Origin of the sequence: Isoptericola sp. NPDC060257, assembly GCF_042726645.1 — a bacterium.
Classification (GTDB): domain Bacteria; phylum Actinomycetota; class Actinomycetes; order Actinomycetales; family Cellulomonadaceae; genus Isoptericola; species Isoptericola nanjingensis.
Map to the genome: position 1 here is coordinate 1 of NZ_JBHXAW010000120.1, position 11,863 is coordinate 11,863.

Genomic DNA, 11,863 nt, shown 5'->3' on the forward strand with positions numbered 1-11,863 from the left:
GAACAGGTCGTTGCGGTACGCCGCCATCTGCGGGGTGTCGGCGATGAAGACCGCCAGGTCACGGTCGACGAGGCCCTGGTTGTGCGGAAGCTTCTGGGCCTGTCCGATGTGGAAGTCGGCGAGTTCCTTGCCGATGTTCCGGGACCCGGAGTGCAGCATCAGCCAGACTCGAAGGCGACCAACGCACACGCCGCGGCGGCCTCGCTCGCGTCCTACGCGCCCCGCACCGTGGTGTGGGTGGCTGGCGGCCTCGCGAAGGGGGCGTCGTTCGACGCCCTCGTCGCCGACCGCGCCGACCGCCTCCGCGCGGCCGTGCTCATCGGCGTCGACCCGGAGCCGATCCGCGGGGCGCTGGCCCGACACGCGCCCGAGATCCCCGTCGTCGTGGTCGATCCCGGCGACACTGGGTCCGTGATGCGACGCGCGGTCGCGGCGGCACGTGACCTGGCTCTCGCCGGGGACACCGTCCTGCTGGCGCCCGCCGGTGCGTCCATGGACCAGTTCGCCTCCTACGCCCAGCGGGGGGAGGCGTTCGCCACGGCCGTGGCGGAGCTGTAGCGGCACGACGCCGCGACGACGAGCGAGAGGTGTCGGATGGCGGTCACCACGGGCACCCGACGCGCCCCGCGAGGCTCGGCCGGCCGTCCGTCGACGGGCCGGACCCCGAGGGACAGGCCAGCGCCGCGCACCTCCCCGAAGCGGACCGAGCGCCCGTGGCTCGGTCAGTGGAACAGCACCGTCACGAGCTATTACCTGCTCGTCGGGGCCACCGGGCTGCTGCTGGTCATCGGGCTCGTCATGGTGCTCTCCAGCTCGACGGTGACGTCCATCGCCGCGGGGGACTCGCCGTTCGCCGCGTTCATGGTGCAGGCACGCTTCGCCCTCATCGGCCTGCCGCTCATGCTGATCGCCGCCCGGCTGCCGGTGCGCTGGTACAAGCGCCTGGCGTGGCCGGCGATGCTGGTCACGCTGGCGATGCTCGTCGCGGTGCTCTTCGCCGGCAAGCTCGTCAACGGCAACCGGAACTGGCTCGTCGTCGGTCCTCTGCAGTTCCAGCCCTCGGAGCTCGCCAAGCTGGGGCTCGCCGTGTGGCTGGGCTCGGTGCTGGGCCGCAAGCAGCACCTGCTGGGCAGCTGGGGCCAGGCGCTGGTGCCGGGGGTGCTGGGGCTCGGCGCGGTCCTCGGGCTCGTCATGGCGGGGCACGACCTCGGCACGGCCCTCATCCTCGCGGTGCTCGGCCTGGGCGCCTACTGGGTCTCGGGCGCCCCGGCGTCCCTGCTGATCGTCGGTGGCGCCGGCGCGGCGCTGGTGGTCGGCTGGGCGTTCATCCTCAACCAGGGCAGCTCCGACCGCCTCACCCGGATCCTCGCCGCGTACGGCACGTGCACCGACACGCAGGGGCAGTGCTACCAGTCCATCCACGGGATGTACGGGCTGGGCACCGGCGGGCTGTTCGGCGTGGGCCTCGGCGCCAGCCGCGAGAAGTGGAAGTACCTCCCGGAGGCGCACAACGACTTCATCTACTCCGTGATCGGCGAGGAGCTCGGCCTGCTCGGCACGCTGCTCGTGCTCGCGCTGTTCGTGGTCCTCGGGATCGCGATGGCGCGGGTGGTGCGCCGGCACCCGGACCCGTTCGTGAAGATCACCACGGCCGCGATCGGCTGCTGGGTGGTGGGTCAGGCCTTCGTGAACATCGGCGTGGTGATCGGCGTCCTGCCCGTGATCGGCGTCCCGCTGCCGCTGGTGTCGGCCGGCGGGTCCGCCCTGGTCACGACGATGGTGGCGCTCGGCGTGGTGATCAGCTTCGCGCGCAGCGAGCCGGGCGCCGCCGAGGCGCTCGCCGCCCGGCGGAGCGTCGTCAAGCGGTCGGTCGCGGTCCTGTCGCGGCGGGGCCGGTCCGGCGCCACCGGTGGGGGCGCGCGGCGCCGCGGAGGCGACGGCGGCCGATAGGGTCCTGCCTGTGAAGAGCTCTGCAGTCACGTCCGTCGTCCTCGCCGGGGGCGGCACCGCCGGCCACGTCAACCCCCTCCTCGCCGTCGCGGACGAGCTCCGCGCGCGGGAGCCGGAGGCCAGGATCCTCGCCCTCGGCACCACGTCGGGGCTGGAGGCCGACCTCGTCCCGGAGCGCGGGTACCGGCTGTGGCCGATCCCGCGCGTGCCGCTGCCGCGGCGCCCGAGCGTCGACCTGCTGAAGCTGCCCGGCCGCCTCAGCGCGGCCGTGAAGGCGGCGGAGGCCGCGATCGACGAGATCGGCGCTCAGGCGGTCGTCGGCTTCGGGGGGTACGTCTCCACCCCCGCGTACCTCGCCGCGCGGCGCAAGGGCGTCCCCGTGGTGATCCACGAGCAGAACGCCCGTGCCGGCCTGGCCAACAAGCTCGGCGCCCGCTGGGCGGCTCGCGTCGGCGCGACCTTCCCGGGCACCCCGCTGCCGGGCGCCCAGGTCGTCGGTCTCCCGCTGCGGGCCGAGATCGCGGACCTGGTCTCGGCGCGCGAGGCCGACGCCCTGGCCGCGCGTGTGCAGGCCGCCGACGCGCTGGGCCTCGACGCCGGCCTCCCGACGCTCGTGGTCACGGGAGGCTCCTCGGGCGCGGCGTCGGTGAACGCGGCGCTGGCCGGGTCGGTGGAGGCGCTGCTGCGCGCCGGCGTCCAGGTGCTGCACCTGACGGGCAAGGGCAAGGACGGGCCCGTGCGTGCCGCCGTCGACGCCGCCACCGCCGCGGGAGGGTTCGAGGCCGCGCGCTACCAGGTGCGCGAGTACCTGTCCGAGATGCAGCTCGCGCTCGCCGTCGCGGACCTGGTCGTCGCCCGCGCGGGCGCCGGCACGGTGTGCGAGCTCGCCGCGCTCGGCGTGCCCGCCGTCTACGTGCCGCTGCCCATCGGCAACGGCGAGCAGCGCCTCAACGCCGCGCCGCTCGTGGAGGCGGGCGGCGGCCTCCTCGTCGACGATGCCGACCTCACGCCCGCCTGGGTGGCGGAGCACGTGCCGGCGCTGCTGGGCGACCGGTCGCGGCTCGACGCGATGGCGTCCGCGGCCCGGGCGACCGGGGTGCGCGACGGCGCCGCGCGCGTCGCCGACCTCGTCGCCGAGGCGGTCGCGCAGGCGGACGCGGGCGCGGGCTCCGGGCGGCAGGCATGAGCGCCGCACCGTCGACGCGGCCCCCGGCGCTCCCCGTCGAGGAGCTCGGCCGCGTGCACCTGGTCGGCGTCGGCGGCGCGGGCGTGTCCGTCGTAGCGCGGCTGCTGGCGGCCCGCGGGGCCGACGTCCAGGGCTCCGACGCGGCGGCCGGCCCCGCCCTCGAGGCGCTGCGCGCGGACGGCGTGCGGGTCTGGGTCGGGCACGACGCGGCGCACGTGGTCGGGCCGGACGGCACGCCCCTGGTCGACACGGTCGTCGTGTCCTCCGCGGTGCGGGAGACGAACCCGGAGCTCGCCGCGGCCCGCGCCGCGGGGATCCGGGTGCTGCACCGCTCCCAGGCGCTCGCGTCGCTGATGCTCGGACGCCGGGCGGTGGCCGTGGCCGGCGCGCACGGCAAGACCACGACGTCGGCGATGGTCGCGACCGTGCTGCGCGCGTGCGGCGTCGACGCGTCGTTCGCGATCGGGGGCACGGTGCGGGTGCGGGACGCCGAGGGCCACGAGGGCGCGGTGCCCGGCGGTCACCTCGGTGCGTCCGACGTGCTCGTGGCCGAGGCCGACGAGTCGGACGGCTCGTTCCTCAACTACGCCCCCACGGTGGCCGTCGTGACCAACGTCGAGCCGGACCACCTCGACCACTACGGCTCGCAGGAGGCCTTCGAGCGGGCGTTCGAGGAGTTCGCCGGCCGGATCGTCGACGGCGGCACGCTCGTGGCGTGCGCGGACGACGCCGGCTCGGCGGCCCTCGCGCACGCGCACCGGGCCGCGGGGAGGGCCGTGGTGACGTACGGCGAGGCCGCGGGCGCCGACGTGCGGGTGCGCGACGTCGTCGTCGGGGCGGGGACCGTCGAGGCCGTCGTCTCCGGCGGCCCGCTGGGCGACGAGCCGTACGCGCTGCGCCTCGAGGTGCCCGGCGCGCACAACGCGCTCAACGCGACGGCGGCCGTCGTGACCGCGGTGCTGCTCGGCGCGGAGCCGGGCGACGCCGCCCGGGGCGCGGGGACCTTCGTCGGGACGGGGCGGCGGTTCGAGCCCAAGGGCGAGGTCGACGGCGTGCGGGTGTTCGACAGCTACGACCACCACCCCACCGAGGTGGAGGCGCTGCTGCGGGCGGCCCGACCGGTGGCCGGTGACGGCCGCATCGTCGTGCTCTTCCAGCCGCACCTGTACTCGCGCACGCGGATCTTCGCCGACCGGTTCGCCGCGGCGCTGGCGCTCGCGGACGAGGTCGTCGTCACCGGCGTCTACCGGGCCCGCGAGGACGTCGACCCGACGGTCGGCCCGCGCACCATCACCGACCTGCTCGAGCGGACGTCGTCCGGCGGGGGAGTGCGCGCGGTCGAGGACCGGCTCGAGGCGGCGCACGTGGCCTCCGCGCTCGCGCGCCCCGGCGACCTGGTGCTCACCGTGGGCGCGGGAGACGTCACCGAGCTGGGCCCCGTGATCCTGGCGGACCTCGCCGCGCGTACCTCCGGCGTGGCGTCGCCGGACGGCGACGCCCGCGACGAGACCATGGGGTGATGCGACCGCCAGCCCGCCCGCGCCCGACCCGCACGACGTCGGGCCGCGCGACGTCCGGACGATCAGCGGCGACCGCGCCGACCGGCACGCCGTCGGTGGGCGCCGGGGCGCCGACGGGGACGCGAGGGACGAAGGGCGGCTCGAGGGGGCCAGCGACGGGAACCACGAAGGCCGCCCCGAAGACAGCTCCGAAGACAGCTCCGAAGACGGCCCCGACGGCGGCGCCCGCCGAGGCCGCGCGGTCCCGTCCCCGCACCACGGCGACGGCGGTGGTGCCGGCTGGGCAGGAGGTCCCGCCGCGGGTGTCGACGGCGATGGCGGACCGGCTCGCCGAGCGCACCGCGATGCGCCGGCACCGTGCCTGGCGGCGGGTGCTCGCGTGGGTCCTCTCCCTGGTGGTCGTCGCGGGCCTCGCGTGGGTGGCCCTCTGGTCGCCGGTGCTCGCCCTGGAGAAGGCGGAGGTGAGCGTCGCCGGTGCGGGGCGGTACGTCGACGAGGCCAGGGTGCGCGAGATCGTCGAAACGCCGGACGGCACCCCGCTGCCCCGCCTGGACACCGTGGCGATGCGGGAGCAGGTGCTCGGGCTGCGCGGTGTGAAGGACGTGCGGATCGCGCGGGCCTGGCCCCACGGGCTCGCGGTGGAGCTCACGCCGCGCGTCCCGGTGGCGGCCGTGCCCGACGGCGACCGGCTGGCCCTGCTCGACTCGTCCGGGGTGCGCGTGGCGACGCGCGACGCGGCGCCGAAGGGGTTGCCGCAGGTGGACGTGCCGCTGGACGACGCGCTGGCGCTGCAGGCGGCGCTCCACGTGCTGGCGGCGCTGCCCGCCCGGCTCGCCGGCCAGGTGGACCACGTCAGCGCCGACACGCAGGACGCCGTCGAGACGGTCCTGGAGGACGGCACGACCGTCCGGTGGGGCGGCAGCTCCGACCTCCCGCTCAAGGTCGAGGCGGTGCGCACGCTGCGCAAGCTCGACGACGGTGCGCGGACCATCGACGTCTCGTCGCCCGAGCTGCCGGTGACCCGATGAGGGGAGCGACGAGGGCACGGCAGGCGCGGGCGGGTGAGGCAAGCACCGGGCGCGCGCGACACGCCGGAGCACGTCCGGCCTTGCGCCCGCCGCGCCGCCTACCGTCGATCGCAGCAGCAACCTGACATAACTCTAACCCTCAACTCGAACCTTAAGGTTAGGCCCGCGGGCCGGCCGGCGGGGCGGACGGGGGACGAGGACCGGACGTCGGGACAAGGAACGACCCGAGAGGCAACGACGTGGCAACTCCGCAGAACTACCTGGCAGTGATCAAGGTGGTCGGTATCGGCGGTGGCGGCGTGAACGCCGTGAACCGCATGATCGAGGTCGGGCTCAAGGGTGTCGAGTTCATCGCCATCAACACCGACGCGCAGGCGCTGCTGATGTCGGACGCCGACGTCAAGCTCGACGTCGGCCGTGAGCTCACCCGTGGCCTGGGCGCCGGCGCCGACCCCGAGGTCGGCAAGAAGGCCGCCGAGGACCACGCCGAGGAGATCGAGGACGTCCTGCGGGGCGCCGACATGGTCTTCGTGACGGCGGGCGAGGGCGGCGGCACCGGCACGGGCGGCGCGCCCGTGGTGGCCCGGATCGCCCGCTCGCTCGGTGCGCTGACGGTGGGCGTCGTGACGCGCCCGTTCACCTTCGAGGGCCGCCGCCGCTCCGTGCAGGCCGAGCAGGGGATCGACACCCTCCGCGAGGAGGTCGACACCCTGATCGTCATCCCCAACGACCGGCTCCTGTCCATGTCCGACAAGAGCGTCTCGGCGATCGCGGCGTTCCACTCCGCGGACCAGGTGCTGCACTCCGGTGTCCAGGGCATCACCGACCTCATCACGACGCCGGGCCTCATCAACCTCGACTTCGCGGACGTGAAGTCCGTGATGCAGGGGGCGGGCTCGGCGCTGATGGGCATCGGCTCGGCGAGGGGCGAGGACCGCGCGGTGCAGGCCGCCGAGCTCGCGATCTCGTCCCCCCTGCTCGAGGCCTCCATCGACGGCGCCCACGGCGTCCTGCTGTCGATCCAGGGCGGCAGCGACATCGGCCTCTTCGAGGTGCACGAGGCCGCGCGCCTGGTGCAGGAGGCGGCGCACTCCGAGGCCAACATCATCTTCGGTACGGTCATCGACGACGCGCTGGGCGACGAGGTGCGCGTCACCGTCATCGCCGCCGGGTTCGACGGCGGCGTGCCGCAGGCCCGCAAGGACGGTCGCGGCCTCGGCCAGATCGCCGGCGCACCGGCCAAGCCGACGGTCACGGTCGGCGAGGGCGGCACGACGGCGACGTCCGTGCCCCAGCCCGGGGTCCAGACGGCACCGCCCCGCCCGCCGCAGCCGGCCACCCAGTCGGTGCCGGCCGCCGCCGCGCAGCCGCGGCCGATCCCGGCCGAGCCGGACGACGTCCCCGTGAGCCTCGACGCGCCGCCGGCCCCGCCGGGGGGCGCGCGGCCCGCGGAGCAGCGCCGCCCGTTCACGGTGGTCGAGGACGCCGAGGGCGAGGGCGTCACCGTCGAGCGGCCGGTCGAGGTGCCGCGCCTGTTCGACGAGCCGCGCCGCCCGGCCGAGGAGCTCGACGTGCCCGACTTCCTCAAGTGAGCGCCGGGTGAGCGGAACTCACGGCGCGGTCGGCTGGGCCCAGGAGGCGCTGTTGCCTGACCAGTTCGGTGCGGGGCTGCTGCGGGTGGACCTCGGGGAGGGCGTCGTGGCGGGCTTCACCACGCGTCACGGCGGGGTGTCGCCCGCCCCGTGGTCCTCGCTCGACCTGGGCACCTCGACCGGCGACGACCCCGTGCGGGTGCGGGAGAACCGTGCCCGCCTCGGGGCGTGGGTGGGCGCGCCGGTGGCGTTCTCGGCACAGGTGCACGGGGACCGGGTCCTGGGACTCGGGGCCGCCGAGCTCGCCGAGTGGTCGTCGACGGAGCCGCCGTCCGCCGCGGGCGAGGCCGACGCCATGGTCACCGCGGAGCCCGGCCTGGCGCTCGGCGTCCTGGTCGCGGACTGCGTGCCCGTCGTCCTCGCGGACCCGGTGGCCCGCGTCGTGGCGGTCGCGCACGCAGGTCGGGGCGGGGTCGCCCTGGGGGTGGTGCACCGCGTGGTCGAGCACCTGCTCGCGCGCGGGGCGCGGGCCGAGGATCTCCGGGCCTCCGTCGGTCCGGCCGTCTGCGGCGACTGCTACGAGGTGCCGGCCGCGATGCGCGACGAGGTCGCCGCCGTCGTCCCCGAGACGTGGGCGACGACCACGGCCGGTACTCCGGCGCTCGACCTCCCGGCCGGCGTGCTCGCACAGCTGGCGTCGCACGGCGTGGCCGCCACCCGGGTGGACCGGTGCACGCTCACGGACACCGACCTCTACTCCCACCGTCGCGCCACCGCCCAGGGCACGACGACGGGGCGCCAGGCGGGGGTCGTCGTCCTGACCTGAGGTGTCGTCGTCGCCGAGAGCGGCCTGACACGCCCGCGACGCACGACACACCGGCGTGTCGTGCGTCGATGCCGCCGCGGGCGTGGTTAACGTCGTGGCACCCGTCCGGGACGGAGGGCGGGGACGTGGCGACGAACGGAGCAAGGCGATGGGCGGAGCGCTTCGCAAGACGATGCTGTACCTGGGGCTCGCCGACGACCAGGGTGAGTCGGAGGAGTACCTCGACGAGTACGAGGAGCTGGAGGCACCGGTGCGCGACCGTGACGACTACCAGGCGCAGGTCACCCCGCTGCACCGAGGCGGAGGGAGCGAGTCGGTGATCGCCTCCGACCTGCGACGCATCACGACCATCCACCCGCGCTCGTACAACGACGCCCGCACCATCGGCGAGGCCTTCCGGGGCGGCACGCCGGTGATCATGAACCTCTCCGACATGGACGACGCCGACGCGAAGCGCCTCGTGGACTTCTCGGCGGGCCTGATCTTCGGGCTGCGCGGGTCGATCGAGCGCGTGACGAACAAGGTCTTCCTCCTCTCGCCGGAGCACGTGGAGATCGCGGGCGAGGAGCCGCCGGCGGAGAAGGCCCCCGGACGCGGGGCGTTCTACAACCAGAGCTGACCGCGCGCCCGAGAGCGCCGATCGCACGCCGATCGCACCGTCCGGCACGGGCCGGGGCAGTTCTGCCCCGGCCCTGCGTCGTGCTCGGGTAGGTTCGACCCGTGAGTCTCGTCTTCAACCTGGTCTACCTGGTCCTGTGGCTGTTCCTGCTGTGCCTCATCGTCCGGCTCGTCTTCGACTGGGTGCAGTTCTTCGCGCGCGACTGGCGGCCGAAGGGCGTGCTGCTGGTGCTGGCGGAGGCGGTCTACACGGTCACCGACCCGCCGCTGCGCCTCCTGCGCAGGCTGATCCCGCCCCTGACCCTCGGCCAGATCCGTCTCGACATCGCCTTCCTCGTGCTCTTCATCGGCACGGGCATCCTCATGCGGGTGGCGTCGTTCCTGGCCGCGGTGTGACCCCGCTGCGGTGACCTGGGCGGCGCTCGCGCTGTGACCTCGGTCGGGGTTCGCCCCGGGCGTCGAGGGGCGCCCCGGTGCTGACCTGTGAAGACGTCGTGTGGGCGCGACGACCCGGCCTCGTCGGGCAGGTCGCCCGCCGACACGTCCGCTACCGTGGTCATCCAGACGGCCCGGGAACCGGGTCCCACCGACCCTGCAAGAACGATGAGGTGAGACGATGGCGCTGCTGACGGCAGAGGACATCCTGAACAAGAAGTTCGCCGCGACCAAGTTCCGCGAGGGCTACGACGTCGAAGAGGTCGACGACTTCCTCGACGAGGTCGTGCGGACCCTCACGGCGGTCCAGGAGGAGAACGACGACCTCCGCTCCAAGCTCACCGCGGCCGAGCACCGGGTCGCCGAGCTGAGCCGCTCGGACGCCGCGCAGCAGGCGCAGCCGACGCCGACCCCGGCGCCCGCCCCGGCGCCGGCGCCTGCCCCGGCCGCCGCGAAGCAGCAGCCCGCGGAGCCGGAGTCCGCGACCGGGATGCTCCAGCTGGCCCAGAAGCTGCACGACGACTACGTGCGGTCCGGTCAGGAGGAGGGCGACCGTCTCATCACGGAGGCCAAGTCCGAGGGCTCGCGCATCGTCCGCGAGGCCGAGGAGACCAGCCACCGCACCCTCTCGCAGCTCGAGCAGGAGCGGTCGCTCCTCGAGCGCAAGATCGACGAGCTCCGCCTCTTCGAGCGCGACTACCGCACGCGCCTCAAGAGCTTCCTGCAGAACCTGCTGGGCGACCTCGACGCCCGCGGCTCGGCCCTGCCGCCGCAGCGGCAGAACGCCAACGCCGGTCGCGGCTCGGAGCTCTGAGCGGGGGGCCGTCACCCCGCGTACCCCGCTCCTTCGTCACGTCTCACGCCGAGCGGCCCGCACGACACGCACGCCTCTACCGCGCGTGCTGTTGTGCGGGCCGCTCGGCGCACTTACGCTGCGGTGACTCGTCGTCGACGCACCAACGAAAGGGCACCGATGGCCAAGCTTTCGACCACCACGCGCGCGGCACTGCGGGAGAACTTCCCGCACCTCGCGCGCGACGTGAAGTCCTTCCCGGTCCGTGACGGCGAGGACCCCTGGACCCTGCCCGAGGTGGAGGAGCTGGCGGCCTTCCTGCTCGAGGAGAAGGAGCGCCTCGAGCGCGAGCTCGCGGCCGCCGACCAGGAGCTGTCGGACCTGCTGCGCAACTCTGGCGACGGCGCGGGCGACGACCAGGCGGACTACGGCTCGAGCGCGCTCGAGCGCGAGCAGGAGCTCACGCTGGTCAACAACATGCGCGACCTGCTCGCCCAGACCGCGCACGCCGTCGACCGCATCCGCAAGGGCACCTACGCCACCTGCGAGATCACCGGGCTGCCGATCGGCAAGGCGCGCCTGCAGGCGTTCCCGCGCGCGACGCTGTCGGTCGAGGCGAAGGCGCGCGAGGAGCGACGCTGACCGGGCGGTCCCGCCCCGACGACCGGCGCGGTCCGCCTACACTTGCGGACGATGTCGACCACGCCCGCCGGCTCCGCCCCGGCCCCTGAGCCCGTGCCGCGCGACGGCGCCCCCGAGATGCCCGGGTCGGACGCGCCCGCCGGGGCCGCTGCGCCGCAGGACACCGGCGCGCCGGTGTCCGCGGAGCGTCGCCGGCGGCTGATCACGGGAACCTTCGTGCTCGCCGCGCTGGTGCTGCTGGTCGACCAGCTGACGAAGTGGTGGGCCGAGTCCGCCCTGGTGTGGGGCGACGACCCGAAGCCGCTGATCGGCGAGCTGCTGCAGCTCCGGCTGATCTACAATTCCGGCGCGGCGCTCTCCATCGCCACGGGCATGACGTGGATCCTCACGATCGTGGTGGTGATCGTCGTGGTCGTCATCGTCCGCGCCATCCGCCGGATCGGCTCGATCGGCTGGGCGGTGGCGCTCGGGCTGCTGCTGGGCGGCGCGCTGGGCAACCTCGGCGACCGCTTCTTCCGCGAGCCGGGCTTCGCCCGCGGGCACGTGGTCGACTTCATCGACTACGGCGTCTTCGTCGGCAACGTCGCGGACATCGCCATCGTCGCCGCCGCGGTGCTCATCGTCGTCCTGTCCTTCCGGGGGATCGGCCTGGACGGCCGCCGGCACGTCGAGAGCGAGGACACCCCGGCAGAGCCGTCCGAGCCGACAGAGGGGCGGTGACCGTGCCGACCGGTTCCACCCGCACCCTGCCCGTGCCCGACGGCCTCGCGGGCGAGCGCGTCGACGCCGCGCTCGCGCGGATGCTCGGCTTCTCCCGCACCCAGGCCGCGGAGCTGGCGGCCTCCGGCGCCGTGCTCCTCGACGGGCGCGAGGTCGGGAAGTCCGACCGGGTCGTCGCCGGCGGCTGGCTCGAGGTCACGGTGCCGGACGCGCGGCCCGCGGCGCCGGTCGTCGCCGAGCCGGTGCCCGGCATGGGGATCGCCTACGAGGACGACGACGTCGTGGTCGTCGACAAGCCGGTCGGTGTCGCGGCGCACCCGTCGCCGGGCTGGACCGGCCCCACCGTGGTCGGCGCGCTGGCCGCGGCCGGCTACCGCATCGCGACGTCCGGCGCGGCGGAGCGGCAGGGCATCGTGCACCGGCTGGACGTCGGCACGTCGGGCCTCATGGCCGTGGCGAAGAGCGAGGCGGCGTACACCGGGCTCAAGCGGGCGTTCAAGGAGCGCACGGTCGAGAAGGTGTACCACGCGCTGGCGCAGGGACACCCCGAGCC

12 protein-coding genes and 2 pseudogenes are annotated in these 11,863 nt (G+C 74.9%); 13 read left to right on the forward strand and 1 reads right to left on the reverse strand.

Annotation, left to right across the window (positions count from 1 at the left end):
• A pseudogene (locus tag ACFWEK_RS11560) lies at positions 1 to 171 on the reverse strand (RtcB family protein); the annotation flags it as partial.
• Here ACFWEK_RS11560 and ACFWEK_RS11565 point away from each other — a divergent pair.
• From ACFWEK_RS11565 to ACFWEK_RS11625, 13 genes and pseudogenes are all read left to right on the forward strand, one after another.
• Positions 148 to 558: pseudogene (locus ACFWEK_RS11565) on the forward strand (glutamate ligase domain-containing protein); the annotation flags it as partial. The pseudogenes ACFWEK_RS11560 and ACFWEK_RS11565 overlap by 24 nt on opposite strands.
• 36 nt (positions 559 to 594) lie before the next feature.
• A complete protein-coding gene (gene ftsW, locus ACFWEK_RS11570; RefSeq protein ID WP_430554134.1) occupies positions 595 to 1,950 on the forward strand; it encodes a putative lipid II flippase FtsW in 1,356 nt (451 codons plus the stop codon).
• A gap of 4 nt (positions 1,951 to 1,954) precedes the next feature.
• A complete protein-coding gene (murG, locus tag ACFWEK_RS11575; protein WP_430554142.1) occupies positions 1,955 to 3,136 on the forward strand; it encodes an undecaprenyldiphospho-muramoylpentapeptide beta-N-acetylglucosaminyltransferase in 1,182 nt (393 codons plus the stop codon).
• The gene (gene murC, locus ACFWEK_RS11580) at positions 3,133 to 4,656 is read left to right on the forward strand and encodes a UDP-N-acetylmuramate--L-alanine ligase (protein WP_430554135.1); all 1,524 of its coding nucleotides are present in this window, start codon (positions 3,133 to 3,135) and stop codon (positions 4,654 to 4,656) included. Before murG ends, murC begins: the two co-directional genes overlap by 4 nt.
• Before the next feature lie 302 nt (positions 4,657 to 4,958).
• Positions 4,959 to 5,684 (forward strand): cell division protein FtsQ/DivIB, encoded by a 726-nt coding sequence (locus ACFWEK_RS11585; protein WP_430554136.1) that lies wholly within the window; start codon positions 4,959 to 4,961, stop codon positions 5,682 to 5,684.
• 239 nt (positions 5,685 to 5,923) lie between these two features.
• The gene (ftsZ, locus tag ACFWEK_RS11590) at positions 5,924 to 7,276 is read left to right on the forward strand and encodes a cell division protein FtsZ (protein ID WP_430554137.1); all 1,353 of its coding nucleotides are present in this window, start codon (positions 5,924 to 5,926) and stop codon (positions 7,274 to 7,276) included.
• A 7-nt stretch (positions 7,277 to 7,283) separates the two neighbouring features.
• Entirely contained in the window at positions 7,284 to 8,102 is an 819-nt protein-coding gene (gene pgeF / locus ACFWEK_RS11595) for a peptidoglycan editing factor PgeF (RefSeq protein ID WP_430547376.1), read from the forward strand.
• 148 nt (positions 8,103 to 8,250) lie between these two features.
• The gene (locus ACFWEK_RS11600; protein ID WP_429762174.1) at positions 8,251 to 8,721 is read left to right on the forward strand and encodes a cell division protein SepF; all 471 of its coding nucleotides are present in this window, start codon (positions 8,251 to 8,253) and stop codon (positions 8,719 to 8,721) included.
• Positions 8,722 to 8,822: 101 nt separating this feature from the next.
• Positions 8,823 to 9,116 (forward strand): YggT family protein, encoded by a 294-nt coding sequence (locus ACFWEK_RS11605; protein WP_430554138.1) that lies wholly within the window; start codon positions 8,823 to 8,825, stop codon positions 9,114 to 9,116.
• A gap of 220 nt (positions 9,117 to 9,336) precedes the next feature.
• Positions 9,337 to 9,969: a DivIVA domain-containing protein gene (locus ACFWEK_RS11610; protein ID WP_430554139.1), complete on the forward strand. Its 633-nt coding sequence runs from the start codon at positions 9,337 to 9,339 to the stop codon at positions 9,967 to 9,969.
• A gap of 159 nt (positions 9,970 to 10,128) precedes the next feature.
• On the forward strand, positions 10,129 to 10,590 hold the full coding sequence (locus ACFWEK_RS11615; RefSeq protein WP_430547379.1) for a TraR/DksA family transcriptional regulator: 462 nt from the start codon (positions 10,129 to 10,131) through the stop codon (positions 10,588 to 10,590).
• A 51-nt stretch (positions 10,591 to 10,641) separates the two neighbouring features.
• Positions 10,642 to 11,310: a signal peptidase II gene (locus tag ACFWEK_RS11620; RefSeq protein ID WP_430554140.1), complete on the forward strand. Its 669-nt coding sequence runs from the start codon at positions 10,642 to 10,644 to the stop codon at positions 11,308 to 11,310.
• A partial coding sequence (locus tag ACFWEK_RS11625; protein ID WP_430554141.1) for a pseudouridine synthase occupies positions 11,307 to 11,863 on the forward strand: 557 nt, incomplete at its 3' end. The genes ACFWEK_RS11620 and ACFWEK_RS11625, both read left to right, overlap by 4 nt.